This window comes from Paraburkholderia sp. (assembly GCF_026225065.1).
GTDB lineage: Bacteria > Pseudomonadota > Gammaproteobacteria > Burkholderiales > Burkholderiaceae > Paraburkholderia.
This window is the reverse complement of the sequence record NZ_JAMFSB010000204.1, coordinates 1-26,462: the sequence shown is the minus strand read 5'-3', so window position 1 is coordinate 26,462 and position 26,462 is coordinate 1. Positions and strand designations below refer to the sequence as shown.

Annotated in this window: 26 protein-coding genes; 14 read left to right on the top strand and 12 right to left on the bottom strand. The window is 64.5% G+C overall.

What is annotated here, in order from left to right:
• The coding region (locus M0954_RS15100) for a transketolase C-terminal domain-containing protein (protein ID WP_297354065.1) at positions 1-1,181 on the top strand (1,181 nt) is incomplete at its 5' end.
• Positions 1,182-1,245: 64 nt separating this feature from the next.
• Positions 1,246-2,283, top strand: a complete 1,038-nt coding sequence (fba, locus tag M0954_RS15095) for a class II fructose-bisphosphate aldolase (protein ID WP_297354063.1) — start codon at positions 1,246-1,248, stop codon at positions 2,281-2,283.
• A gap of 63 nt (positions 2,284-2,346) precedes the next feature.
• Here fba and M0954_RS15090 read toward each other — a convergent pair whose 3' ends face one another.
• From M0954_RS15090 to M0954_RS15080, 3 genes are read right to left on the bottom strand one after another with little or no spacing between them, the layout of a single operon-like run.
• Entirely contained in the window at positions 2,347-3,729 is a 1,383-nt protein-coding gene (locus M0954_RS15090) for a DUF6513 domain-containing protein (RefSeq protein WP_297354061.1), read from the bottom strand.
• A 45-nt stretch (positions 3,730-3,774) separates the two neighbouring features.
• Positions 3,775-4,350, bottom strand: a complete 576-nt coding sequence (locus tag M0954_RS15085) for a flavoprotein (RefSeq protein ID WP_297354059.1) — start codon at positions 4,348-4,350, stop codon at positions 3,775-3,777.
• Positions 4,347-6,455 carry a sigma-54-dependent Fis family transcriptional regulator gene (locus M0954_RS15080; RefSeq protein WP_122151680.1) on the bottom strand — a complete coding sequence of 703 codons (2,109 nt, stop codon included), beginning with the start codon at positions 6,453-6,455 and terminating at the stop codon, positions 4,347-4,349. The genes M0954_RS15085 and M0954_RS15080 overlap by 4 nt, the downstream gene beginning before the upstream one ends.
• A 446-nt stretch (positions 6,456-6,901) precedes the next feature.
• Between M0954_RS15080 and M0954_RS15075 the strand changes: the two genes are divergently transcribed.
• Positions 6,902-7,444 carry a dihydroneopterin aldolase gene (locus M0954_RS15075; RefSeq protein ID WP_297354057.1) on the top strand — a complete coding sequence of 181 codons (543 nt, stop codon included), beginning with the start codon at positions 6,902-6,904 and terminating at the stop codon, positions 7,442-7,444.
• An 80-nt stretch (positions 7,445-7,524) separates the two neighbouring features.
• On the opposite strand, the gene M0954_RS15070 is transcribed toward M0954_RS15075, so the two are convergent.
• The 9 genes from M0954_RS15070 to M0954_RS15030 form a co-directional block, all read right to left on the bottom strand.
• Positions 7,525-7,932, bottom strand: a complete 408-nt coding sequence (locus M0954_RS15070) for a hypothetical protein (protein WP_297354055.1) — start codon at positions 7,930-7,932, stop codon at positions 7,525-7,527.
• Between the two features lie 85 nt (positions 7,933-8,017).
• A complete protein-coding gene (gene fae, locus M0954_RS15065; RefSeq protein ID WP_122151674.1) occupies positions 8,018-8,527 on the bottom strand; it encodes a formaldehyde-activating enzyme in 510 nt (169 codons plus the stop codon).
• Positions 8,528-8,631: 104 nt separating this feature from the next.
• Entirely contained in the window at positions 8,632-9,570 is a 939-nt protein-coding gene (locus tag M0954_RS15060; protein WP_297354053.1) for a triphosphoribosyl-dephospho-CoA synthase, read from the bottom strand.
• Entirely contained in the window at positions 9,563-10,609 is a 1,047-nt protein-coding gene (locus M0954_RS15055) for a RimK family alpha-L-glutamate ligase (protein ID WP_297354051.1), read from the bottom strand. Before M0954_RS15055 ends, M0954_RS15060 begins: the two co-directional genes overlap by 8 nt.
• The gene (gene mch / locus M0954_RS15050; protein ID WP_297354049.1) at positions 10,606-11,643 is read right to left on the bottom strand and encodes a methenyltetrahydromethanopterin cyclohydrolase; all 1,038 of its coding nucleotides are present in this window, start codon (positions 11,641-11,643) and stop codon (positions 10,606-10,608) included. Before mch ends, M0954_RS15055 begins: the two co-directional genes overlap by 4 nt.
• Positions 11,618-12,868: an ATP-grasp domain-containing protein gene (locus M0954_RS15045; RefSeq protein WP_297354047.1), complete on the bottom strand. Its 1,251-nt coding sequence runs from the start codon at positions 12,866-12,868 to the stop codon at positions 11,618-11,620. The genes mch and M0954_RS15045 overlap by 26 nt, the downstream gene beginning before the upstream one ends.
• A gap of 46 nt (positions 12,869-12,914) precedes the next feature.
• Entirely contained in the window at positions 12,915-13,856 is a 942-nt protein-coding gene (locus M0954_RS15040; RefSeq protein ID WP_297354045.1) for an NAD(P)-dependent methylenetetrahydromethanopterin dehydrogenase, read from the bottom strand.
• 145 nt (positions 13,857-14,001) lie between these two features.
• Positions 14,002-15,030 (bottom strand): beta-ribofuranosylaminobenzene 5'-phosphate synthase family protein, encoded by a 1,029-nt coding sequence (locus M0954_RS15035; RefSeq protein WP_122151665.1) that lies wholly within the window; start codon positions 15,028-15,030, stop codon positions 14,002-14,004.
• Between the two features lie 149 nt (positions 15,031-15,179).
• On the bottom strand, positions 15,180-15,578 hold the full coding sequence (locus M0954_RS15030) for a 4a-hydroxytetrahydrobiopterin dehydratase (protein WP_122151663.1): 399 nt from the start codon (positions 15,576-15,578) through the stop codon (positions 15,180-15,182).
• Positions 15,579-16,056: 478 nt separating this feature from the next.
• Between M0954_RS15030 and M0954_RS15025 the strand changes: the two genes are divergently transcribed.
• The 11 genes from M0954_RS15025 to M0954_RS14975 all read left to right on the top strand — a co-directional run bounded on the left by M0954_RS15025 (position 16,057) and on the right by M0954_RS14975 (position 26,366).
• Positions 16,057-17,874, top strand: a complete 1,818-nt coding sequence (locus tag M0954_RS15025; protein ID WP_122151662.1) for a methanol/ethanol family PQQ-dependent dehydrogenase — start codon at positions 16,057-16,059, stop codon at positions 17,872-17,874.
• 186 nt (positions 17,875-18,060) lie between these two features.
• Entirely contained in the window at positions 18,061-18,480 is a 420-nt protein-coding gene (locus M0954_RS15020; RefSeq protein ID WP_297354043.1) for a c-type cytochrome, read from the top strand.
• A gap of 30 nt (positions 18,481-18,510) precedes the next feature.
• On the top strand, positions 18,511-19,422 hold the full coding sequence (locus M0954_RS15015; protein WP_297354041.1) for a substrate-binding domain-containing protein: 912 nt from the start codon (positions 18,511-18,513) through the stop codon (positions 19,420-19,422).
• Complete coding sequence (locus M0954_RS15010) at positions 19,419-20,183, top strand: hypothetical protein (protein WP_122151656.1); 765 nt, start codon at positions 19,419-19,421, stop codon at positions 20,181-20,183. The genes M0954_RS15015 and M0954_RS15010 overlap by 4 nt, the downstream gene beginning before the upstream one ends.
• 15 nt (positions 20,184-20,198) lie before the next feature.
• Positions 20,199-21,161 (top strand): LysR family transcriptional regulator, encoded by a 963-nt coding sequence (locus tag M0954_RS15005; RefSeq protein ID WP_122151654.1) that lies wholly within the window; start codon positions 20,199-20,201, stop codon positions 21,159-21,161.
• Positions 21,158-21,733, top strand: coding sequence for a DUF3280 domain-containing protein (locus M0954_RS15000; RefSeq protein WP_297354039.1), 576 nt, complete (start codon positions 21,158-21,160; stop codon positions 21,731-21,733). Before M0954_RS15005 ends, M0954_RS15000 begins: the two co-directional genes overlap by 4 nt.
• Before the next feature lie 205 nt (positions 21,734-21,938).
• On the top strand, positions 21,939-22,958 hold the full coding sequence (locus M0954_RS14995) for a MoxR family ATPase (protein ID WP_122151650.1): 1,020 nt from the start codon (positions 21,939-21,941) through the stop codon (positions 22,956-22,958).
• Positions 22,959-22,961: 3 nt separating this feature from the next.
• Positions 22,962-23,825 carry a DUF58 domain-containing protein gene (locus M0954_RS14990; protein ID WP_122151649.1) on the top strand — a complete coding sequence of 288 codons (864 nt, stop codon included), beginning with the start codon at positions 22,962-22,964 and terminating at the stop codon, positions 23,823-23,825.
• Positions 23,822-24,793 (top strand): calcium incorporation protein MxaA, encoded by a 972-nt coding sequence (locus M0954_RS14985; RefSeq protein WP_297354037.1) that lies wholly within the window; start codon positions 23,822-23,824, stop codon positions 24,791-24,793. Before M0954_RS14990 ends, M0954_RS14985 begins: the two co-directional genes overlap by 4 nt.
• Entirely contained in the window at positions 24,790-25,776 is a 987-nt protein-coding gene (locus tag M0954_RS14980) for a vWA domain-containing protein (protein WP_297354035.1), read from the top strand. The genes M0954_RS14985 and M0954_RS14980 overlap by 4 nt, the downstream gene beginning before the upstream one ends.
• Positions 25,773-26,366, top strand: a complete 594-nt coding sequence (locus M0954_RS14975) for a tetratricopeptide repeat protein (RefSeq protein ID WP_297354033.1) — start codon at positions 25,773-25,775, stop codon at positions 26,364-26,366. Before M0954_RS14980 ends, M0954_RS14975 begins: the two co-directional genes overlap by 4 nt.
• Positions 26,367-26,462 lie beyond the last annotated feature (96 nt).

Genomic DNA, 26,462 nt, shown 5'->3' with positions numbered 1-26,462 from the left:
CGCTGCCGGCCGAGGCCCGTGCGCTCTGGGACGCCGGCGAGCGTGGCGCGGCTGCTGAAGCCGACTGGACGAAGCGGTTCGAAGCCTATCGTAAGCACTATCCGCATGAAGCCGCCGAGTTCGAGCGCCGGGCCCAAGGCACGCTGCCCGCGCAGTGGCGCGATGCGGTCCGCGCGATGCTGCGCGACGCGGACTGCGCGGCGGAATCGATTGCGACACGCAAGGCCTCGCAGCAGGCGATCGCCGCACTCGCTCGCACGTTGCCGGAGTTGCTGGGCGGCTCAGCGGACCTGACCGGCTCGAATCTGACCAACTGGAAAGGCGCGATCGATGTCCATACGGACGACAACGGCCTGCAAGGCGGCAACTATCTGCACTACGGCGTGCGCGAGTTCGGCATGAGCGCGGTAATGAACGGCATCGCGCTGCATCGTGGCTATATCCCGTTCGGTGGCACCTTCCTCACGTTTTCCGATTATTCGCGCAACGCGTTGCGTATGGCTGCGTTGATGAAGATCCGTTCGATCTTTGTGTTCACGCACGACTCGATCGGCCTCGGCGAAGACGGGCCGACGCATCAGTCGGTGGAACACGCGGCGAGTTTGAGGCTGATTCCGGGACTCGACGTCTGGCGTCCGTGCGACACGGTCGAAACTGCGCAGGGATGGGCCTGTGCAGTGGAACGCAGCGGACCGTCATGCCTGCTGCTGAGCCGCCAGAATCTGCCGTTCGCCGCGCGCAGCGGCGAGCAGATCGACGCGATCGCGCGGGGTGGGTATGTCTTGCGCGACTGGCCGGATGGGTCGGCGCAAAGCCGCGTTGTCCTGCTCGCCACCGGCTCGGAAGTGTCCCTCGCGCTCGACGCCGTCGCGCCGCTGGCCGAAGCCGGTATCGCCGCGCGGGTCGTGTCGATGCCGTCCACCAGCGTGTTCGACCGCCAGCCCAGCGCGTGGCGCGACGCGGTCCTGCCGCCGGGCGTGCCGCGCATCGCGGTCGAAGCGGGGGTTCGCGCGTTCTGGCGGCAATACGTGGGCCTCGAAGGGGGCGTGGTGGGCATCGATACGTTCGGCGAATCCGCACCCGCTGACGCGCTGTTCAAGCACTTCAATCTGACCGTGCAGGCGGTGGTGGACGAGGCCATCCGCGTCGTGCAATGCGCCCAATTGGCGCCATCAACATGAACAGGTGCGCACGCACCGCGCGCGGCGACCTGATCCGATCCGATTCGACTTCGAGGAGTTTGCGATGGCCTTTATAGCACTGCGGCAACTATTGGACCACGCGGCCGAGCACGGCTACGGCGTGCCTGCGTTCAACGTCAACAATATGGAGCAGATCCAGGCGATCATGCGGGCCGCCGAGGCGACCGCGAGCCCGGTGATCCTGCAGGCGTCGGCGGGCGCTCGCAAGTATGCGGGTGAGCCGTACCTGCGTCATCTCGTGCTCGCCGCGCTCGAGGCGCATCCGGATATCCCGCTGGTGCTGCACCAGGATCACGGCGCGAGCCCCGCGGTGTGTCAGCAGGCGATCCGCTCGGGCTTTACGTCGGTGATGATGGACGGCTCCTTGTTGCCTGACCAGAAGACGCCCGCCGCCTACGAGTACAACGTTGACGTGAGCCGCCGGGTTGTCGACGCGGCGCACGCGGTGGGCGTGTCCGTCGAAGGCGAGCTCGGTTGTCTCGGTTCGCTCGAAACCGGCACGGCGGGCGAGGAGGACGGCGTCGGCGCCGAAGGGCAACTCTCGCGCGACGATCTGCTCACCGATCCGCGCGAGGCACAGTTTTTCGTGGAGGCGACCGGCGTCGATGCGTTGGCGATTGCGATCGGCACTTCGCATGGCGCTTATAAATTCAGCCGTGAACCGACGGGCGACATTCTTGACATTGACCGGATCGTCGAGATTCACGAGCGGATTCCGAACACGCACCTTGTGATGCATGGCTCGTCGTCGGTGCCGCAGGAGTGGCTCGCGGTGATCCGCGAATACGGCGGAGAAATTCCCACGACCTATGGGGTGCCGGTCGAAGAAATCCAGCGCGGCATTGCGCATGGCGTGCGCAAGGTCAATATCGACACCGACATCCGGCTCGCGATGAGCGGTGCGATGCGCAAGTCGCTGGCCAATGCTCGCTCGGAATGCGATCCGCGCGCCGCGTTGAAGGCGGCGACGGCGGCAGCGAGCGCGCTCTGCGTTCAACGTTTCGAGGCGTTCGGATGTGCGGGCCAGGCCTCGCGCATCAAGCCGCTGCCGCTCGATGCGATGGCGCGCCGCTACCACTAGGATTCCACCAGGCCACCGGCGCGTTGGCCGTGGCGCGATGAATCGGCGCGCCTGGGTTAGCCCTCAGCGCTTTTTCATCGTCTCGCCGGGCGCGCGCCACGCGATGAGATCCTGTTCAGGCCGGTCGACCGCGCAGCCCCAGTCGAGCGGCTGATCCTGATCGAAGCGCTTGCCGAGCCGCCAGGCGATCTCCGCGCGGGCGAGCTGGACGCCCATATAGAAGGCGTGGCCGCCGTCGGCTTCGAGATGCAGGTCCGGGTAGAGCGCGAATGGATCGCCCGCCTGGCGATGTCCGTCGCGGTTGTAGACATGAATGCCGTCAGCGCTGACCTGGACGCGAAAGTTGGGGTCCCGCACCTCGCGCGCAACCTCGGCGATTTCGGCCGTGCTGTACGGAAAAGGGCGTTTGGCGTGAACCGTCGCGAGATCGCTGTTGATGCCCTTAGGCAGCATCTGCGCTTCGCGCGCGGCGTACATCACCCGGCGCGCGACATCGGCTTCGCGGATCGCGCGCCGCGCATGCAGACTGACAGACGTGGTGAGCACCGCGCTCACACGAAGCTCCGCTGCCATGCCGAGCAGCACCGCATTGATGCCGCTCGTATCGGCCTCGGTCAATTCGGTCACGTTGCCGATGCCCATCATGATGCCGATATCCGGGTAGCGTTCACGCAACCGGACATAACGCGCAATCGATGCGGCGAGACCGAACGGAATCGGATCGAGAATCGGGTCGGCGAGAAACGCGCGGCCGCGTGCGGCGAGCAGCTCGATCGCGGCATCGAGCGAGGCCGGGTCTGCCGGTTCGCGGGCGACGAGGATCGGCGTGGACGGCACCTCGTCAGCAATCCAAAGCGTATCGAGGTTCAGGCTCATCAGATAATCCGCGCCCGCGCGGCCGCCACGCAGCAGTTCGTCGCTGTGCATCGAATCGACGCTCACGCGATACCCCTGAGCTTTAAGCGAGCGTACGGCGTCTTCGAGATGCGGAAACGGCGTTTCGGGCAGGCAACCGATGTCGATCACATCGGCACCCTGCGCGACATAGTCGCGCGCACGCGCGGCGATGCCATCCAGATCGAGCCGCGGCGCATCGACGATCTCGGCAAAGATCTCGGTCTCGTAACGCGTCAGATCGAACGGTTGCGCCTCGCGGCCGAAGAATTGCGGCAAATCCTTGACCTCTTCCGGACCGCGTTCGAACCGCACGCCGTAGTGCTCGGTCAGCGCGGCGAGGTCGCCACGGCAACGCCCGGGCACGATGACCCGCTGCGCCTCGAGCGGGACGGCAATCCGGCGGCGAATCAGGTCGGCCGTCATGAGTGCTGCGACCTGCAGGCCGATTTCGCGAATCTCCCAACTGAACGGCGTCGGCGCCATGCTTTCGAGCGTGTGAATCAGGCTCTTTTCCGCGAGCCGGCCAGTCAGGAAGACGATGTGGTCCATGTCAGTACACGCCGGGCAGCGACCGCAGGGAGCTTGGGGGTCGTTTCATACATTTATGATCGACAAGCGTTCGCCGAGCGCCGCTTTCAGTTCATCCAGCGAGCGCACGAGTGTCGTGTATTCGAAGCGCGACAGGCGCTCAACGTTGTCGAGTTCGATCGCCCGCGGACGCAGTTCGACCCATTCGTTCGGGCTTTGCGTCACCACGGTCGGCTCCGTGTCGCATGCAAAGACAATGCCCGGAATGCACTGCTTGCCCGCCTGCGCGTACATATTGGTCGGCAGCGTGTCGGAGATGCCGAACGCGCATTTGGCCACCGTGTTGCTGGTGGCCGGCGCGATCACGACCGTGTGGTACATGCCGTGATACAGCATGCCGACCGGCACGCCGCTCGCGCTATTGTCGCGAAACACGCGGAACTGCTTGCGCAGCTTCGGCAGGGGCCAGCCATAGAGCGGCAAGACTTCCTCCGCGGCTGCGGAAAGGAAGAGATCGACGCGCGGCAATTCGATCGCGAGCGCGATCGACTCGTCGAGCATATGGCCGGAGCCGGTTACGCACCACGCGAAGCGCGCATCGGGCTTGAACTCAGCGAGATGACGAGCGGGTGCCTGGGTCATGCGTCGGCGGTGGGCGGCGATTCTTTGGAGAGCGAATCGTTCGGCGACATCTCGTCGGGCGGAACTCCGTCTATAAGCTCGCTGTCGAGTGCCGAACCGTCGTGCGACAGACGGATGTACAGCCGGCGCATCTTCCGGTACAGCGTGTTGCGGCTGATACCGAGCGCCTTGGCGACGTTGCTGACGTTCCAACGGTGCTCGTCGAGCAGGGTCAGAACGGTGCCGCGCTCGTTCAACTGGATGGCGTTGAGCGCGGAGAGATCCACTTCGTCGGCCGGATGCGGGTCGACGTCCGACGGCGCCGCGCGCGAAGCTGCCACCAGCCCATATTCCGACACACGTTGGGTGATTTCGACAGGCAGGTCATCGCAGCGGATCGGTTGTCCGTCGCAAAGCGCGATGGCCATCTGCAACACGTGACGCAACTGGCGGATATTGCCGGGCCACGCATAGGTCAGCAACGCATGCTCGGCTTCCGGGGTCAACTCTGGCGGATCGTTGTTCGTTTCGTTTTCGAGCAGATGATGGATCAGCGCGAGCTTGTCGACCCGTTCGCTGAGCGGCGGCAGATTCAGCTCAACACCCTTGAGCCGGTAATACAGATCCTCGCGGAACTGTCCGCCATGCACGAGTTCGAGCAGGTTGCGGTGACTGGCGCTGATAAGCTGAAAATCGACCTTGATGGTCGTTTCGCCGCCGAGCGGCGTGACCTCGTGTTCCTCGATCACGCGCAGCAGCCGCGCCTGCAACGTGAGCGGCATGTCGCCGATCTCATCGAGAAAGAGTGTGCCGCCATTGGCCTGCACGATCTTGCCACGCCGTCCTTCGCGCTGCGCGCCGGTAAACGCGCCCGCCCGATAGCCGAACAGTTCGCTTTCGATCAGATTTTCGGGCAGCGACGCGCAATTCACCGGCACGAACGGACCGGATGCGTGCGGGCTGATGCTATGCAGTGCTTGTGCGAAGACTTCCTTGCCGGTACCCGTTTGCCCTCTGAGGATGATTGGAATCTTGCGCTGGACCACGCGCGCCGCGAGCTGGATTTGCGAGGCCATGCGCGGGTCGCCGAATTCGAGGTGCGCGATCTGGTCGAGCCGGGCCGGCGCCGGCCGCTTCTCAGGGGCGCTGGCGCGGGTGGGGGGCGCTGTTACCGCCACTCGCATGCCACGTTCTGCGCTGTTTTGCGGCGTCTGCGCGACGAGAAAGAAGCGGTTGGTCGCGTTAGCGCTGTACACGGTGACCGGATGGAACGACCCGCGGATGCTGCGCGCGATCATGTCCTCGAGCGAGGCATTGAACGCTTCCTCGATGCGCCGGCCGCGCAATTCGCGGAGTGTGCGAAAGCCGAGCTGGAAGAGGGCGCTGCGGTTCGCGGCGAGCACCGTGCTGTCGTCTGCCACCGCCAGTTTGCCACCGTGCAGCGTACCGACGAATTCCGGGCGGCTGTGGAAATGGATCATGTTCGCGTGCCGGTAGCGCGCATCCAGCAGACGGTTTTCGATCATCTGCCGCGACATGCCGACCAGCACCAGAGAATGCTGCTGCAGCAGCTTCGAGCGGCTCGTCACATCCAGTACGCCGGCAATCTCGCCGCTGTCGTCGAAAATGGGCGCGGCCGAGCAGGTGAGCGACGTATAGCGCGGATAGAAATGCTCGTGCTGGCAGACGGCGATGCAGTCGCGTTCGGCGAGGCACGTGCCCATGCCGTTCGTGCCGGCCTCGCGTTCGCTCCACACGGCGCCGACGCGAAAGCCGTCCGCGGCGACGGCTTCGGCGAACGGCACCGACGAAACCTGATGGACGATCATGCCACCGGCATCGACCAGCACCACCGCAAGTTCGGGATCGGCCAGTTGCTGGTACAGCGTGGTCATTTCGAGCTTCGAGCAGGCGATCAGGTCGCCCATTGCCTCGCGGCGCGAACTTAGTTCGTAGTCCGTCAGGACAGGGGGCGCGACAAAACGGGAAGGGTCGAGCCGGAATTCATTCATGCAGCGCGCCCATGATTGAGCGACGGGGTCGCTCGTTGGGCGCGTTGCCAATTGATGATTGACGACGTTCAGAACTTCACGGACGTGCATAGTGCTGTCAGTGAGCAACGACATGGGGTTTGTCTCCGTTGCGTCAATTCGTCCGCGCCGGCTCACATTGCGTTGCTTGCGCTCTGCCTCGCCATGCGCGTACGAGTGCCGCTTTTATCGATACCGTCTTCCCCTCGCGCTACGGTTCTGGGCCCATATGCGCACCGAGTGATTCGTCCTTATACCAAGCATTGGCTTAAAACTCTACGCCGGATGTCGCTCCCATTCAATAGAAAGTCGCAATAACCCTGGATAGCGTGCGCGATTTTTGCTTTTCTCACCATCGTGCCCGGATGGCTCGCTCTGCTCGCCAACGGCGAGGAGCGTGTTGCAGGTTCGGCGCAGAGTGCTTCGCGTGCTGTCACACCCGTGCGGCTATGCGTTTACCCGAAGCGCGTTTTTCAGCCCGGTTTTCAGGCCGTTTGCTAACTCGTTTGCTGATTATTTGCCGCGCTGCGGCGGAGTACACCATGGATCGTATCGATGCCGTTCGCCTTGCCAGTTTCTCCGCTGCCGGTGCCGGCGCCGCTGCCGGGGTGCCGGGCACCACTGCGCCGTTCGACGCGCCCTCTACCGGCACGCTGTCCGGGCGGATGGACATCGTCTTCATCGAAAACTTTGTCGGCCAGACGATCATCGGTATCGACAGCAGCGAGCAACATGTCCCGCAGCCGGTAAGGATGAATCTTGCAATCGGTGTTCCCGCGATTCGTGCGTGCACCACCGATCGCATCGAGGACACGATCAACTATGCGGCGGTACGGAGTGCGCTACATGCGCTCCTTGCGTCGCATGGCGTGCGTTTGCTCGAAGCGCTTGCCGAAGCGGTGGCGCGTCTCCTGATCACCGAGTTCGGCGCTCACTGGGTGCGCGTCGCGCTAGCCAAACCAGCCAAGTTCGACGACGTGGCAGCGGTCGGCGTGCAGATCGAGCGGCAGCGCAGCGATATGCCGCAAACGGCTGCGGGGGTCACAGGTTATGCGTTGCTTGGGGCGGGGCTGATTCCGGATTGAGCGCAAAAACGCGGCACGGTGCCGTTGCCGGCGCCGTGCGCGTGATTCAGCATTTAAAGCGGTCCCTCAAACGGGATCGACTACTTCGCCGCCGCCGTCTTGTCGCGTCCTAGCCCGCAGCGGCGGTAGGCGTCGGTCTGCAACGCGCGGAATTTCTTCGTCTGCGCTTTTGCCTGATCGACCCGAAACTCTGAACCGCCTTCGCCGCCCAAGGATGCGTACTTGGAGAACGTCGACTGATCGACGAACTCGTCGTAGGGCAACGCGGTGGCCATCTTGTCGATCACGCACGAGCATTTATAGACGTTGGCGAAATCGTGTCCGTTATCGTCCATGCATCCCAGCACGTATTCGACGCGGCCCTGCGTCGGATAGTCATAACCTCCCGCCGGGGCCGCCGCCATGGGCGCGTCGCCTTCCGCCCAGGCGAGCGGTACTGCGAGCGCGATGCAGGCACAGGCCACCAGCGCACGACATCGTATGGTCATCTCTTGCCTCAATGAGAGGGGCGCTTCGCAGCAAACGCCCGCGCAAGCGCAAACCCTTGCTGTCCCCACGCGAGCCGGTGCACAGTCAGTTCGATGCAAACGGATGCGAGACGCTGCCCTTTTTCGCCACGACTTCCGCAGCGCTCGGTTCACCGGCAACGGCGCGCTTGATCGCCTCGCGCGTCGCCTGGTAGTTGAATTCCTGAATCTTCTTGTCGTCGTCCGCCTGCCAGTGAATAAAGACGCCAACGCACAGGAACAGATCGTCCGCCTCGTCCTGCGGGATCGTGCCATCCTCGACGCTGTCCGCGACAGCGAGCGCAACGGCATGCTGCGCGGGGCCGAACATCTGCACGGCCTGCTTGGCGCCCTTGATCGTCACCTTGTTGAACAGAATCGTGTTCGGCTTGGTGAGCAGGTTTGGCGCGACGACGGCAAGGAGCGACGTGAAGCCGTCCTTATTATTGGTGAGCGCATTGCAGAATGCAGTTTCCGCCGCTGAACCTCGCGGTCCCATCAGCAAGTCGATATGTGCGACCTCGTTGCCGTCGCCGACGAGCGACTCTCCTATCAGGACGCGATTAATCTTGGCCATTCTGTTCCTCCAATGAGTGGAATAGTGACTTGACGACTGACTGACATGCTCCGGTGGCGATCCGGTTGTCCGATCGCCGACTGGCGTGTTGATGCGCAGTGGCACTAACTAACAGGATCCGTGCCAATGCGCTGGCCGCCCGGCTGGCATGACCTGGCGCCGGCGCCGCTGGCGGATGCGAGGCAGCCGGCGACGAACAGCGTCGCCACGGTCAAGTCCGCGCTGGTGCCGGGGTTGATGGCGCTAGCCTTCAGTTCGGCATCCCATGCATCGAGCGGCTGAAACGCCGCGCCGGAACGGTTTTGCGCAAGCGAGTGGCGCCATTTCGCGTGCTGTTCGCGTGCCGCAAGCGTGACACTCTGCGCCACGGCCATGCCCTGCTTACGCACAATGTGAGAGTCGGGCCAGCTGCCGAGGAAAGTGAGAAAGATATTGAGCGTGGCGATCCGCGGCTGATCGGCAGCCGCTTCGCGGAACGCGGCGAGGCCGCTCTCGAAGATGTCGCGAAAGCCTTCCGCATATTGACGGGCGATGCTGTCGCGCCCGGTGGCGAGCGTCATCGCTTCGCGCAGGCCGACCGTCGGCGGCGTGTGGACCGACTGTTCGGGCGCCTCGCCGAGACCGCCGGGATTGGCGAGTGCAATCGCGCGGTATGCGAAGCGCGTGTCGTCGATGTCGAGCCGCGCGAGCACGCGTTCGGTGGCGGCGCGCCAGTGGTCGGCCGTCAGTGGGCGCGCCGCTTCCTCCAGCGCCGCGGCGAGCGGGGCGACTAGCAGCAGGATGCCGAGGTTCGTGTTGCAGCCGACCGCATCGCGTGTGCGGGTGACCGCATCGAGCACGCGCAGGCCGACCGGTGCGCCGTGTGTGAGGAGCGCCGCGGCGGCCACTTCCGCGCTGGTGATGAACTCGATCGCGCGCATGCCGTGTCCGGCGCTTTGTACGCTGACGTTGCCGGGCTTGGGGGTTTCCACATCGAGCCGGCAGGCCGCGAGGAAAGCGGCGTGAACGGGCTCGGACGCGACGGAACAGGGCAGCTCAGCCATGGTGTCCATGTAACGCCACAACGGCCGCCTCATCGCTCTGCGCGACCCCCACAACGCCGTGGCGCTGCGCGGGCAGCTTGCGCTGGAGCAGGTCGTCGGCCAGCGCTGCCGCGAGATCGATCGATGTGACCGACTGCAGGCCCCGCCATGCGGCGACGCCGTTGACTTCCAGCACGAGCGGCCGGGTGGGGTCATGCGGATCGGGAATCAGGTCGACGCCCGCGTAGTCGAGTCCGAGCGCCTCGGTGGCCCGTACGGCGGTCTGCGCGAGCGGCGCATCGAGTTCCGCCGCTTCGCACGCGGCGCCCTGAGCGAAGTTATGAATCCAGCCTTTGCCGCCGATCCGCCGCATCGCCGCCACGGCACGGCCGCCTACGACCAGCACGCGCCAGTCGAAGCCCGGACGGCCGCCATCGATATAGCGCTGCAGATACGCAACCTGCTGATAGGGCTTGAGCGAAGGCAGAGGCGTCAGCGCGCAAGGGTGGGCGCGGCCCGCGCCGAGCCGTTTGAGTCCGTGGCCTTGCGAGCCGAACAGCGGCTTGAGCACGACCTGGCGTCCCGCCGCCGCTTCGCGCATTAATACGCGTTGCGCAAACGCCGTGGATTCGCCGGCCCATGTCGCGGGCGTCGGTACTCCGTTGCGATGCAGCAAAAAACTGGTCATCGATTTATCGACGCTGCGCTCGATCGCGCGCGCGTCGTTGTAGACGGGTACACCGGACTCGCGCAATGCATGCAGGATACCCAGCCGTAGCGTGACCTGCTCAAAGGTGCCGCCGGCGATGCCGCGCACGAAGACGGCGTCGGGCAGGCTGTGGCCAAAGCCCGGCAGCATCAGCCCATGGGGCTCCCATGTCGTATCGATCCGGCAGTCCGCCAGATTGATGCAGCGCGCCTCTGCGCCGCGCGCGCGGAAGGCCTTTTTCAGGCGCCCGGTGTGCCAGCCCGTTTCGTCGGTCATGATCGCAATGCGCAGAGCCGCTCGCGCGTGGGCGGGATCTACGCCAGAGAAAGAGTCTTGTGCAGGGATGGTCATGGCTTGCCATTCCATTGCTCGTGCAGCAACGCCGCGTCGACGCGTCCGCCATGCCAGGTCGCGCCGCTTTCGAGGCTGCTCACCCATACTTCGGCTGGCGCGAACAGCGCGGGATCGATCTGGTAGAAGTCGTAGTTGAACGACGTGAAGATGTCAGCGAACGGGCGGCCGTAATCGCGCGAGGTGGAGGCGGGCAGTTCGGCGGCGAGCTGTTTGGCCACCGCGTCGTGCTTCACGGTGAGATGCACGCGCCCGCCATACAGGATCGCGTCGTTGGTGCGGCCCATCGCCTGGATGCCGTCCGGCGCGGGCGGTGGCAAGGGCGCCGAGCCGCCGCCTTCTACGACTTCGTCCAGCGGCACGCCGAGCACGTGGGTTTTGTGCAATGCAACTTCAACGACGCGCGCCACCACCTGTACCGTTCCCGCCACAGAGTGTGTCGGCGTGGTGACAAGCGTCAGCCGCTCAGGCGCGAGGCCGCAATCGCGCAGCACCTTGTCGATCACGATCTGCGGCGGCAGGCGATCCACTTCGAGGACCAGCACACCGCGCTCGTGGCTGTCGCGGTAGCCGAGTTCGGCGAACAGCGGTTCCTTCACGGCCAGCGCGCGCGCCGGACCCGACCCGAGCGAAAAAAACTTCTTGCCGCCGGTTTGTTCCTTGGTGGCCGACAAACTCCATCCGGCGTACTGGCTGCCGAGGCAGGCCAGCACGGGCCACGAGGTGCGCACCTCGATCGTGCTGGGCCAGAGCGGCTGCGCATCGAGGTTTTCGCGCACAGTGACGTGGCCGAGGCCACCCATGCAGATGCGCGCAATCAGCACGCCTGCCGCGACGCTGCCGGGCGCCATGACGCCCGCGTCCACCAGCACGGTGCCGTTTTCCGCGTGGCTGATGATCGCGCCGAAGCGCGCGGCGTCGTCGACGAGGCGGCTGACGAGACGCTCGCTAAGCGCATTGACGCTCAGCCCGGCAGCGGCAGCGCCGGCGAGCGGCGGCTGAGGCGTCTCAGGAGTGGCATTGGATGAAGGCATAGTCGGGCTCATGGCGGGTTTCGATTCGTTGCAGAACGAGCACGCGCTGCGCTTCGAGCGCGTGCCGCACCGCGTCCAGTGAAGCCGCGCGCACGAGCAGCGTGCACACCGGCTGGCCGGCTTCGATCCACGTGCCGGGCATTGGCACGTCGCGGCAGCACGGGTCACGCAGACAGGCGTCGCTGAAGCTTTGGGACACGACGAATGGACGCGGCGCGAACAGCACCTGCTGACCTGCGCGCCACGCTGCGGGCGCAGGCGTCTGAGGTATCGCGGGCGCCGGCAGGCGGCCGTGGCGGCAGGCTTCGATATGACACGCGAGCAGTCCGTGCGGCCAGGCATCGGGCGCCGCGGTCTCGTAGAGCGTCATCGTCGACGAGGGGCGGGTGTTGATTTCGAGCAGTTCGAACGCGTCGCCGTCGAGCAGAAAGTCGCAGCTGTTGATGCCGGTGAGGCCGGTTCGCGCACAGAGCGCGGCGATCGCTGCCCGCACGCGCGCCTCGACGGGGGGCGGCAGATCGAGCGGACCGAGTGGACCCATCGACCCGGCATGGACGAAGGGCAGATTGCCCATCTTGCAGGTGAATTGCTCAGCGAAGCCGAGCACGCGCGCGTTGCCGCAAGCGGCGATAAACAGCGCCGAGAGCGAGCGGCCGGTGCTTCGGCGCTGGAAATATCCTTGCGCAGCAACGCGCGAATCGCTGACCGCCGCCGCCGGTTCGATATGCGTGCCTCCGCAACCGTCCGCGTGTTTGACCAGCCAGCCTTGCGCTTCTGTGGCTCCCTCGGTGGCCCTATCAGCGGGCCGTGTGAACGCCACCGCCGGATGCGGGATGTCGAGCGCGTCCAGCAGTGCAAAAAACCGCCGGGGTTCGCGCACGGCGGCGCTTGCCTCCGCAGGATTGCCGATGAAGCGGGGCAGGCCGCGCGTGCGGCACAGCTGCGCGACGAACGGCTCGAGCCCGCTGCCGTCGATCCAGCCGATCAGGCCCGGCAAGCGCGCGGCGCGTTCGAGCGCCGCCACCAGCCGCGCGTAATCGATCGACAGTTGGCCGGCGCCGATGTCGAACCACAGTTCGGCGGCCTCGCGGGTATCGCGGTCGCCGAACACATCGAGCGCAACGACGCGCAGGCCCGCACGCGCGGCGGACTGCGCGAGCATCCGCGCGGACAGTCCCGCTACCGCGACGAACGGCGCATGCGAGAGCGATGGACGCGGGTTCATGGCGGCTCCGATAGCGATAGCGCGCAGATCGTCACGCGGCGCGCGCTCAACCGAGGCCGGCCGCGACGGCGCGGGCTTCGTCGAAGGCTTGTGGAAAACCCAGATAGACCGGTTTGCCGCCCGTGCGCATCTGAATGAAGAGGCGATGCTCCACCTGATATTTGACGTTGCCGATCGCCAGCGCCCCAATGCCGATGGCGCCGCCGGCAGTCGGCACGCCCTCGATCGGCTTGCCGTCGTTCATCACGTTGACGCCCGCGATGCCTTCCGGCGGCACGGCGTTCACGTCAGCGGCAATCAGCAGATGTGCGGCATGCGCGAGATCGGCGGTGCTGACCACCTGAACGCCTGCGACGGCAGTGGCGAGTACGATCTCGGCCTCGCCTAACGCCGAGCGCAGTTCCGCCGGCGTTGTGGTGCCCACCCCTTTGGTGACGATACCGAAGCGCTGATTGATATCGTCGCTGACACGCACTGCGCGCGCCTCGCCGGAGTGGCTTGCAATCGAGACGTCGGCGCCGAGCGAGGCCGCCATGGCCGCGGCCACGCGACCGACCGCGCCGGTGCCGCCGAGAATCAGCACGCGCTTGCCGCCCAGTTCCATGCCATATGCCTTGGCCAGATGCCGCTCCACCAGCGCGACGAGCGCGGCGGCGGTGGTGTACGAACCGCTCGGATCGGCGAACACCGACACTTCGAACGGCGGGACCATGGCTTTGCGCGCGGTCTCGAGCATGTCGGCAGCGAGCAGGACATCGCGCCCGCCAATGAAGATGCCGGTGCGCGACACACCCTTCGGACCGCGCGAAAAAATCGCGTCCTGAGTCAGGTTCGCGACCATGCTGGCCTCGACGCTGCAATACGGCACGATGATCTGATAGCCGGCGTCGGCGGCCATGTTCACGTCGAACGGACTCATCTGCGGCGTAGCCGTGAGCATGTGCAGGATATAAGGCCTTTCAGTGGGTTTTTCAGTGGTGTCGGACATGGCAGGAGGCTCGTTCAGTGGCGTATCTCATGCGGGGCGCAAGGGAAGGGCTCATGGCTGCGTGTGGTGGCATGTAGCGGCGTTTGACTGTCCGCGGCTGGGTGGACCGGCGGTTTCGCTGGCGGCTGCGGGGGACCATGGTGCGTCACGCGGCGTCGATGCGCTGCTGCAGCGGGTCTTCGACGGAGCGCACCGTCGCGCCGCGATTACGCCCCACGACGACTGCGCATTCGATGTGCGGCATGCCGCGCGTGGCGTCGCGGGCCGTGGCGAGCGCACCCTCCGCCTCGCGTGCGTTGGCGACGATCGCAAAGCCGGTCGGCCCCCACGAACTCTGGCCGATGCCCGCGGTTCGCTCCGCGGCCACGGCGCGCAGCGCGCGCTCGACATCGGGGCTTGCGAACACGCCACCTTGCACGGGGGCAAAGTATTCGCCGATGGTCTGCTGCATTTCCGTTAGGCCTTGCGCGAAGGGCACGAGGTTGCGCTCCGCGACGCCCGGCAGAATCTTCATCAGGACGAGGTGGCACAGATGCGCGGCGAGTTTTTGCGGAAAGGGGGCGAGCGCGGCGAGGCCGCGGCGTTCTTCAGCACCGTGCAGGCCCTCGCGGGCATTGTCGCTGACGAGCAGCACCCGCCAGCTATCCGGAAACGGCTGGCGAGCGAGCAGAGGCGGCACGCCGGCGTGCAGGTCGCCAGACGGTCCGCCGTCCACCAGCAGGCCGCCGGAATCGAAGCCGAGCACGCCAATGCCCGAGCGCGCGCCGCGCCCGAGCAGGCTCGCGAGTTCAGCGCTGGTCGCGACGTGGCCGAGCAGACGAACGAAGGCGCTGCCGACTGCCAGCGAGAGCTGCGTGCCCGATCCCAGGCCGCTGTGCGCGCGCGGCGTCTGGGTCACGTCGATCGCGACGGGCGTCGGGTCGTAGGCGGCGTGCAGCCGTTCCAGACAGATCGCAATACGCTCGCGTTCCGCATCGGTCACTGCGCCTTCGATCTGGTCGTGGGCGGCGAGCCGCGCTTCGACCCGGGTGCCGGCCCCTTCGATCATGAGCCCCAGACTGCCGAACGCGCGTCCCAGCGAGGCGTTCGGATCGAGAAAACCCAGATGCAGCCGCGCGGGCGCATCGACCATCACGCAGGCGTCTGGTTGAAGGCGGCGACTGTGAAGCTGCATTGTGCGTGTCCTTATTCGTGCCTGACTTGCCGTGCATGAGCGGTCGTACCCAAAGGGCCGTCGCGGCGACGGCGCGTGCCGCGGCGCAGCGGCCCCGGCGGGGCACTTCAAGCGAAAGCCGTACCAGGCGCGTGGCGCGGCGCCCGGCGTCAATTTCCTGGCGGGGTTTTGGGCGCGTCGTACTTGACGTAGCGGAAGCGCTGGTCGTCGGTTGGCGTGCCCTCGAGTGGGCCCCCTTCGGTTCCCGGTTGCCACTGGATGAACGATTCGATCTTGCTGGCGAGCGCAAAGTCCTTGTCCGTGATGCCCTTCGCGGAATGCGTCTTCAGCTTCACAGTGACGAATGCATAGGAGACCGTGAGATCCGGGTGATGCCACGCGGCTTCCGCGAGGTGGCCCACCGCGTTCACTACCATCAAGGTCCCTTTCCAGCCTTCGGTGCGATATTTGCGCCGCAGCCAGCCGTCTTCGAGATACCAGTGCTGTAGCGGGCCAACGAGGCGTTGCTGGATCTCCTCGTCGGAATAGACCTGTTCTGTGTTTGCCATGACCGTTGCTCCACTCGTGATGAACCACTCGTAACCGCATGATGCGCTGCAATAGACGGGCCAGTCACGCGATCGGCCGCGGGCGGAGGGGTTTTGTTGCTGCTTGCCTCCCGACGGACACGCTTCGTATCGCCGAGTGACACAGAATGTCCCACGTCGCGCGACGCAGCCGGTCACGGCCGTGACACCGCTGCGCCGGATGGTGAGTGATCCGAAGCGGATGCGAGGGTGGCGCGAATTGACGAAAGGCGCACAGCAATGCGCCGCGCGGCGTGTATTGACGAGCTTGTGGCGGGGGGCGATGCGCACGGTAGTTCGATTCCGGCATGGAATATGCGTCGGCCGTCATGCGCCGCAAAGCCCGACAACGATCGGGTGAGGGCGCTGATCGTTACCCGCATCCGAGGAGGCGCGCCCGGTGCGACGAGGTAGCGTGGGTCATTCGTGAGTTGAACAGCAAGACCATTCTGGAGGAGACATGAACTTACGCACCACGGTTCTTGGGCTCGCGATCCTCGCGTCGGCAGCCTTGAGTTCTATCATTGCACAGGCCGATCCGCAGCTCGATGAGGCCTTGAAGAGTCCGTCCAACTGGGCGGCCCAGGCGGGCGATTATGCAAACCATCGCTACAGCCCACTTAAGCAGATCAACGAAAGCAACGTCGGGAAACTACAGGTCGCATGGACCATGTCGACCGGCGTGCTGCGTGGCCATGAAGGCTCGCCGCTCGTGATCGGCGACACCATGTATATCCACTCGCCGTTCCCCAACAAGGTTATTGCAATCAACCTGAAAGACCAGACGTTCATCTGGCAATACCTGCCGAAGCAGGATGACCAGGTGGTGTCCGTGATGTGCTGCGATACCGTCAACCGCGGGCTCGCATATGGCGACGGCAAGATCTTCCTGCAACAGGCCGACACCAAACTCGTTGCGTTGAACGCGAAGACCGGCGATGTGGTCTGGACCGCGCAAAACGGCAATCCGAAAGCGGGTGAAACCAACACCAACGCGCCGCACGTATTCGGCGACAAGGTGCTGACCGGCATCTCGGGCGGCGAGTTCGGCGTGCGCGGGCGGCTTATCGCGTATGACATCAAGACCGGGAAACCGGCCTGGACGGCCTTCAGCACCGGCCCCGACAAGGACATGCTGATCGACCCCGACAAAACGACGACCTACGCCGACGGCAAGATGGTGCCGGTGGGTGCGGACTCGTCGCTGAAATCCTGGAAGGGGGATCAGTGGAAACTGGGCGGCGGCACCACCTGGGGGTGGTATGCGTGGGATCCGAAACTCAACCTTGTCTACTATGGCACCGGCAATCCGGGTACATGGAATCCATCGCAACGTCCGGGCGACAACAAATGGTCGATGTCTATCTTCGCGCGTGACCTGAATACCGGGGAAGCCAAGTGGGTCTATCAGATGACACCCCACGACGAATGGGACTATGACGGTGTCAACGAAATGATCCTGTCCGACCTGACGATCGACGGCAAGAAGGTGCCGGCCATCGTTCACTTCGACCGCAATGGTTTTGGCTACACGTTGAATCGTGAGACTGGACAACTGCTGGTTGCCCAGAAGTTCGACCCGGCGGTGAACTGGGCCGACCATGTGGATCTGCAAAGCGGCAAGCCGATTCGCAACGCAGCGTATTCGACCCAGGCGGCGGGCGCCGATCATAACGTGAAGGGCATCTGTCCGGCGGCGCTCGGCTCGAAGGACCAGCAACCGGCGGCGTACGATCCGAACTCGAAGCTCTTCCTTGTGCCGACCAACCACGTGTGTATGGACTACGAACCGTTCGATGTCGATTACGTGTCAGGCCAGCCGTATGTGGGCGCCACGTTGTCGATGTATCCGGGTCCGAACGACAACAACTCGATGGGTAACTTCATTGCCTGGGATGCCTCGAAGGGCAAGATCGTCTGGTCCAAGCCGGAGAAATTCTCGGTATGGTCGGGCGTGCTGGCGACAGCAGGCGGCGTGGCGTTCTACGGCACACTGGAAGGCTACATCAAGGCGGTCCGCATCAGTGACGGCAAGGAACTGTGGCGCTTCAAGACCCCGTCGGGGATCATCGGCAACGTGTTTACCTACGAGTATCAGGGCAAGCAGTTCATCGGTGTCTACTCGGGTATCGGCGGCTGGGCCGGCATTGGCATGGCGGCGGGCCTCGAGAAGTCGACTGAAGGGCTTGGCGCGGTGGGCGGTTACCGCGAACTTGCAAAGTACACGGCGTTGGGCGGCACGCTGTTTGTGTTTGCCATTCCCGGCGGCAATAGCTGAGGAGTTGGCCCATGACGGGCTGGCCCAGATTGAAACGCGCGGCCGGTTTGCCCTTGTGAGGATCGGGCGGCCGGCAGCACGTTCAGTCATACCAATCGTCTACGAGTCATCTGGCCCGCGCCATGTCACGGATGCGTCGCTAAAGCGCGTCGGGTGCGGTCTTACTTTGAAGGGAGACATCTGCATATGAAAGGCCGAACTATCTTGTTGCGGGCGGCATTGCCCGCCGTTTTCGTCGTGCTGCCTGCTGCGTTTGCCCAGAACAATCCCGCAATTGCCCAGGTAACGTACAAGGTGGAGGACGGCAACAAGGTCGACAGCAACACGCTGCAAGGATGGAAGACCTGGCGCGCGCTTGACTGCGAACGCTGTCACGGCGCGCAGCAGCAGGGTATGGTCGGACCATCGCTGATCGACGCGTTCAAGACCCTGGACACGAACGAGTTTCACCGCACCGTATTCGGCGGGCGGGTGGACAAGGGCATGCCCGACTTCAGTTCGAGCCAGATGATGCAGAAGAACTGGCAGAACCTTTACGCTTATCTGAAAGGGCGCTCCGACGGCCAGATCAAGCCGGGCGATCTGCAGGCCATCGAAGCGAAATAACGCCTACGTCCCTACCTCAGGAGTTTATTGATGCGTCATGGCAAACGAATGCCCGTGCACCTCGCGCTCGTCGCGGCCGCGCTGTGCTACGCGGCGATAGCAAGCGCCGCGGTGCACGCCCAGGGCGAGGCATTGCCCAATAACGACGGCGCCGATGGTGTGCTGCGGGTCTGTGCCGACCCGAACAACATGCCTTTGTCCAACAGCAAAGGCGAGGGCTACGAAAACCGCATTGCAAGCCAGATGGCGAGCGATTTCGGCTACAAGCTCGAGTACACCTATTTTCCGCAACGCATGGGCTTCGTGCGCCATACGTTGCGTGAGAAGGTGCCCGATTCCGAGCAATACAAATGCGATCTGATCATCGGCGTGCCGAAAGGCTACGATATGACCTCGACGACGCAGCCGTATCTGCGCTCCACGTATGCGATGGTATTTAGCAAGCGGCCTGAGCTGGCCGGCATCAATACGCCGGACGATCTGCTCAAGCTGCCACCGGACCAGTTGCACAAGCTGCGCTTCGGCATCTTCTCGCAGACGCCTGCGGTCGACTGGCTGCTCAGTCACAACCTGATCGATCAGGCAATCTCGTATCAGGTGCAAAGCGGCGACCCGCAGGAATATCCCGGCCAGATGATCGAACACGATCTGCAGGCGGGCAATGTCGACGTGGTGTTCCTGTGGGGGCCGATTGCGGGTTACTTCGCCAAGCGTGCCGGCGATACGGTCAAGCTGGTGCCGTTCCCGCCCGACCCGGGGATCCGCTTCGACTACACGATCTCGATGGGGGTGCGCTACGGCGAGAAAGCGTGGAAGGACAAGGTCGATCAATGGATCGGCGCGAACCACGACAAGATCGACAGCATCCTGACGAGTTACGAAGTGCCGCTTCTGAAGCCGATCGACACGCCGGCCGCCAAGCCCGCGGACGGGTCGCCATGAGGGGTGCCCAGAGGCGCTTGCGCCGCGACTGGCGGTGCGTGCTCGCGGCGTGCATCACGTGCGTGGCTTGCCAGATGCACGCCGTGGCGTTTGCTGCCGGCGCGGACGAAATCTCGCCCGCCGAAAAGCTCATCTTCACGACGGATCATCTGCACGGCATCGAACAGCACACCGAACTTGACTACGCTTTTCTCAGTTCGGACCAGCCGGCGCACAGCACGGATGTCGTCAGGGTGCTGGTGGTCAGTCCGGACAATGCCAAAGGCGATGCCCAGGTGTCCGATCACAGCGGAGCCGTACCGTTGCCGAATGGCGGCTTGCAGTGCAACCCCGTAATTGTCTATTTCCTAGAACGCGACATCGCGGAGATGGAGCGTTTGACCGGCGGCCAGCGCCGCTATTTCCAGCAGCGCCTGCGACTCGCGCTCGCCGCGGGACCGAAGATCGAGACCGTGACGAGCCAGATCGGCGGCAAGTCCGTGAAGGCCCAGCAGATCGTCGTGCAGCCGTACCTGAACGACCCCAACGCGGAACGCTTCGCTCAATACACTGGCAAGCGCTACACGTTCCTGATTGCCGATACCGTGCCCGGCCAGGTCGCGCTGATTCGTACTGACGTGCCCGGCGCGAACAACGATTTCGCACACCCGCTGCAGACGCAGACGTTGAGCTTCCAGGCCGCGTTGCGCAAGCTGCCACCGCCGCCAAATGCGCCTAATGTGCCCATGAAGCCCTCGGACGCGCCGCGCGCGAGCCGTTAGGGAGGCCGCGCCAAGGTGAATTTCATCCGCTCGCTGACCTTGCGTCAGTTGCAGATCTTCGTCGTGGCGAGCCGCTATACGAGCTTCGCACGAGCTGCGGAGGAACTGCATCTGACCCAGCCGGCGGTGTCGATGCAGATTCATCAGCTGGAGGATGCAGTCGGACTGCGTCTGTTCGAGCGCATCGCGCGCAAACTCACCATGACCGAAGCGGGCGAGAAGCTAAGCCATCACGCGAGCCGGATTCTTGGCGAGATCAAGGATGCCGAAGACGCGATGACCTCGCTCAAACAGGCGGATAGCGGCTCGATCGCGGTGGGCATCGTCAGCTCCGCGACGTATTTCGCGCCGAAGTTGCTGGCCATGTATTCGCACCTGTATCCGAAGGTCGACGTGCACTTCTCCGTTGGCAACCGTGACGCGCTGCTGCGGCTGCTGCAGGACAATGCGATCGATCTGGCCATCATGGGGCGGCCGCCTCCGGAACTCGATACCACGACCGAGCCGCTTGCGTGGCATCCGCAAGTGGTGATTGCTCCGTTGAGCCATCCGCTGTGCGGCGCGCAGCGCTTCGATCTGCAGGAACTGCGGGGTGACACGTTTTTGTTGCGCGAGCCCGGTTCGGGAACGCGCATGGCTGCCGAGGAAATGTTCAGACAGCATCTCTTCACGCCTGCGAAGGTGGTCACGCTCGGCAGCAACGAGACGATCAAGCAGGCGGTGATGGCGGGCATGGGGGTGAGCCTGATTTCTCTCCATACGCTGCTGCTGGAATTGCGCACGAAGGAAATCGCCTTGCTGGACGTGAATGGCACGCCGATCGAACGGACGTGGCAGATCGTGCATCTGCGGGCCAAGCAGTTATCGCCGACCTGCACGGTATTCAGACAGTTTCTGCTCGAGCAGGCCGCCGCATATCTGGAGCGCGAGTACGCGCAATTCGTCACCTTGCCCGCGAAGTGGGGAGTTCTGAAATGAGCGGCGTCGTTCGGGTAGGTGCGGCGCTCGCGCGCTACGTGGGGGTTCTCAGCGTGGTCTGCGTGGCATTTGCCGCTTCGCAGGCGCTCGCTGCGCCGACTTCGATTGCGCTCATGGACTGCGTGTTGATTGACGATAACGCGGCCTACAACGACGCCGAGACCAACCGCATCCAGCAGGCGCGTCTCCAGATGGTCAGCACTGCATTGCGTGAGCAGTTGCGCGATAGCCGGCGCTATGACGTCGCCGACAATGGCCCGGCTGCCGGTCTGATCGCTCAACTCGGCGCGTCGCAGGATCTGAACGCATGCGCCGGCTGCGCGCGGCAGGTGGGGCGCAAGCTCAGCGTCAAGCAGGTCGGCAGCTGCTGGGTCCAGAAAGTCAGCAACCTGATCCTCAATATCAACCTGCATGTCGAAGATGTCGCCAGCGGGGAAACCGTATTCCAGCGCTCGGTCGACATTCGCGGCAATACCGACCTGTCCTGGCGGCGGGGCGCCACGGCGCTGGTCGGACTCATGGTCGGCGGTGCGGCAGCGGGCTCGCCAGGTAGCGGTGCAGCTGCGCAATAGCGATCGGGATTTTGCGGTAGCGGAACACTCTGTACTTGAAGGGCGTGACAGGGTGACATCGTTTTCGGCGCGAGCGCGCCTGGCGCATCCGCCGGTGCGCTGGCACAGAGTATGCATATAGGTGTCCGGACTTTTCCGTGAGAGTTCGTCTCGCGGCCCAACCGACAGGTCTGCTCCAGCACGACTGCTATAGGGGATTGCATCGATGGGTTCTGGCGAACTGCTTCAGGACTGGCGTCTGCATGCACTGCAAATCGAAGACGAGATCTCGAGAGTCGTGATCGGCCAGCCGCAAACCATCCGGCTCATCAACGTCGCCTTGTTTGCCCGCGGTCATGTGCTTCTCGAAGGCGGGGTCGGGGTCGGCAAGACAACCGTGTTGCGTGCATTTGCGCGGGTCGTGGGCGGGGCATTCGAGCGTGTCGAGGGCACCATCGATCTGATGCCGGGCGACCTTGTCTATCACACGTACGTGGACGCGGACGGCAAGCCACGCATCGATCCCGGTCCGCTGCTTCGACATGGCGAGCAGTTGACCACTTTCTTCTTCAACGAAATCAACCGGGCCCGTCCGCAGGTTCAGTCACTTCTGCTGCGCGCGATGGCCGAACGCTCGGTGTGGGCGTTCGATCGCGAATACCGCTTCCCGCATATGACGGTGTTCGCCGACCGCAACAAGGTCGAGAAGGAAGAGACCTTCGAGCTTGCCTCGGCCGCTCGCGATCGCTTTCTGTTCGAGCTTGCCATGCCTACGCCGAGTGAGCCCGACATCCGGCGCGCGCTGGTATTCGATGCGACGTTCCATGACGTCGACAAGCTGCTTGCGCGGCTTTCGCCTGGGATCGTTCCGTGGGAGCAGTTGAACCAGGTCGGCGCGGCGATTCAGGAGAGTGTGCAGTCGAGTGAAACGATCGAGCGTTATGTTCTGGACATCTGGCAGGCAACGGAGACGCCGCAGCGGTTCGATATTGCGCTCGACGGCGTCGATATGGACCGGCTCATCCTCGCAGGCGCAAGCCCTCGAGGGATGAGCGCGCTGTTGCGGGCTGCCCGCGTGGTGGCGTGGCTGGCCAACCGTTCGCATCTGGTTCCGGAGGACATTCACGCCGTGCTGATGCCCGCGCTCGGACATCGCGTGTTCTTCACGCCGATCTATGAATTGCGCCGCCAGGAACTCGCTGAAGCCCTCACCACGCAAATCATGAACAGGCTCGCCGTACCCTGAACCATGAACGGGACAGCGGAATTTCACTACCGTTTGCCGATGCGCGCCGGCGGATTTCGTCCCGGCTCGCACCCGGGATCGAGCTTCGGCGCCGGTCAGGAATTCGCGATGCATGGGCGTCTGTTCGACTACCCGGATCCGCGCCGCCTGGACCTGCGTGCCAGCTTGCGCGCCGCACGCTCGGAGTGGCTGGTACGGGTTCATCTGCAGCGCGCCGCGGTGCCGGTGCAGGTGGTCGTCGATGTCTCCGCGTCGATGCACTTCGGCACGCGCCAGACGAAGCTGCAGGTAGCCGCGGACTTTGTCGAAGCGTTGGGATACAGCGCATTCCGTGTCGGCGATCAGTTAGGCATGCTGGCTTTCGATACCCGCGCGCGTGACGATCTCTTCATGCCGGCGCGCTATGGCCGGGGCGTCGGCAACCTGCTCGCGACGAAGTTGCGCGAGAGTACGAGCGATGCGGCCGGAAACGGCAGTCTTGCGGGGCTGCACCGTGCCGCTTCGACGCTGGCTGGAAAGCAGGCGCTAGTCTTCCTCGTTTCTGACTTTCACTGGCCGCTTGTGGAATTGCCCGCCGTACTCGACCTGCTGGTCCATGCCTGTGTGGTCCCGATGGTGGTCTGGGACAGCGCTGAGATCGCGCCGCCCCGCGGCGGTCCGCTGCTCGCAGTCAACGACGCCGAGTCGGCAGGGCAGCGCACGCTATGGCTGCGAGAGAGCGTGCGCGAGCGTTGGCGTGAGACCGTCGCGCGTCGGCGTGCGGAACTCTCGAAGATATTCGGCGTGCGCGGCATGCAGCCGTTTTACGTCGAGAGCGTTTTTAATCCCGAGGCCATGTCGCGCTACTTTCTGGAGGCGATCGCATGAGACAGCGTGAGCGCCGGATTGACAGAGCGGGTCGTTCGCATAGCCGGACAGGGGTCGCCGCGATGTTTGTCTTCGCGCGAGCGTTCGCGTTGCTGTTGCTGTTGGCATGCGTGCTGGCGCTGACGCCGGTGACGAGCGTCGCCGCGGTCTCAGGCAATCTCTTCCAGCCGACGGTTCAGGAGCCGCGCGCATACGGCTACCTGCTCGGCGATGTCCTAACGCAACGCATTCTGCTGCCAACCGGCGATAACGATGTGGGTTCGGTGGCGCCGCCTTCCATCGGCCGCGCCGGTGCGTGGCTCGAGCGCCGCCCGGCCCGCTACGAAACCGATGCTGAGGGTCGCCGGTGGATGGTCATCGACTACCAGGTCGTCAACGTCGCACCCACGCTGACGAGGATTGCCTTGCCCGCGCTGAGGTTGACCTCGGCATCCGGTGCGACGCTGCAGGTCGCCGAGTGGCCGCTTAGCGTCGGTCCGATGACGTCCGCCGACGCCTTCGATGCTGGCGATCTGCAACTGATGCGGCCCGACCGGCAAGCGCCCTTGGTGCCGACAGCGCCGCTAAGGCGGCAGGCAAGCGTCGCGCTTGGTCTTTTGCTGCTGATTGTGCTGTCGTGGTTGGGGTGGTGGCTGTGGCGCAATTGGCGCGAGTCGGCCCGGCTGCCGTTCGCACGCGCCTGGCGGCAAATGCGCCGGCTCGGCGGGCCAGGCGTCGATACGTCCGCGGCTGCGTGGCTCTGCGTGCACCACGCCTTGAATGAGACGGCGGGCCATGTCGTTCATGCAGGTTCGTTGCCCAGCCTGTTCGCGCGAGCGCCGTATTTGCAGCCGCTACGCGCGCAACTCGAGCAGTTCTATCAGCAATCGACCGAGCGATTCTTTACGCCTGCATCGACGGTGGCCCCTTATCCGCTGCGGGGACTATGCCAGTCACTTTATCGCGCCGAGCAGCGCCATGAGCGATGAGCATGGCGTTCGACTTTGCCTATCCGTGGCTGCTCGTCCTGCTGCCGCTGGCCGCGCTGCCGTTGTTGCCGCGGCGCGGCGACGCGCTCGCCTTCTCCTGGATCGCGTGGCTGCCGCACGATCGGGTCGGACAATGGATCGGTTTGCTTGGGCGGGGCAGTGCCGCGCTGGCGATGGCGGCCATTGTGCTGGGTCTGGCCGGTCCGGGACGCTCGCATCGCGAGGTGCTGCGTACGGGCAGCGGGGCCCAGATTCTGATCCTGATGGATCGCAGCGCAAGCATGGACGAAACGATGAATAGCAAAGGCGTGGAGTCGCCGGGGGGCGAGTCGAAGAACAAGGTGGCGCGTGCTTCGTTGACGAACTTCATTGCCCAGCGGCCCAACGACCGGCTCGCGTTCATGATGTTCGGCACGAGCCCTGTGCTTGTAATGCCGTTTACCTACGACCACCGGGTGATCGACGCGGCGATCGCGGCCACGGCCATAGGACGCGGCATGCCGGACACGGAACTCGACCGTGGGCTGCTGGCGGCAATCGGCGAGTTCAATGGAGCGAGGTTCTCCGGCCGCCGGGCGATCGTCCTCGTTTCGGACGGTGGCGCGAAACTCGACGCGCCGGTGCAGCGGCTCATTCAGGATGGACTCCTGCGCAACCAGATCGCGCTTTACTTTATCTACTTGCGCAGTGGCGTCTACAGTCCCGATCTGACCGCCGCGCTTCCTGCGAGCGAGTCTTCAGCCGAAGCCGAACTGCATCGCTACTTTCTGTCGTTAAAGACTCCTTACCGGCTATTCCAGGCCGGTAACGCGCAGGCGATGAAGGACGCGATGGCCGAGATCAACCGGCAGCAAAATGCGCTGACTTCATTTGTCGAACGTCTGCCGCGGCAGGATTTCAGCCCGTATTGTTTCGCGGTGGCGCTAGCGGGTTGCGCGCTGTTGCTGGCATTGCGGCTGTTTCAGGTGCGGGCCTGGGCATGAAGCGCGCCCCGATTCACATCATCTTCGCAGCCGTCGCGCTGTGCTGCGCCGGGGTGGCGGCGTATGACGGGTTCCGCCTGCAGCACGCGCAGCATCTCAATCAGGCGATCGCCGCAGCGGCAGGTGAAACAGGCAAAGCGGCGGGCACAACGGACGCAACGGGCACGGCAGGCGCCCCACGCAACGAGCGCAACGACGGCGCTGCCCGAGAGGTCAGACTCGCCCGCGGCATAGCGCTCTCGAAGGCCGGTTCTTACGATACGGCGGGCCCGCTCTTCGAGGACCTGATCCGCGAGGAGCGTCTCGACGAGGTTGGGCGCGCGGCGCTGTTCGATCTTGGCAACATGTACCTGCGTGAGGGCATGGGCCACAGTCCATCCGGCACGGTTCAGTCGGTTGCCATGGTCGAGGAGGCCAAGGCGCGCTACCGGACCTTGCTGCGTGCGACGCCGGACGATTGGGATGCGCGTTACAACCTCGAACGGGCGTTGTGGCTCGCGCCTGAAGCGCGTGCCACGGCTGACACGCCTGAGGTCAAGGAGCAGCACAACGTCCACCTGCGCGATGCGCAGAGTCAGGACCTACCGTGAGCTTGCGCACACTGACGCGTGGACTTTCTGGCGGTCGCCACTGGATGACGGCCGTGGCGCTTCTGTTGCTGCTCGCGGCGGTCGCCATGCCCCGCG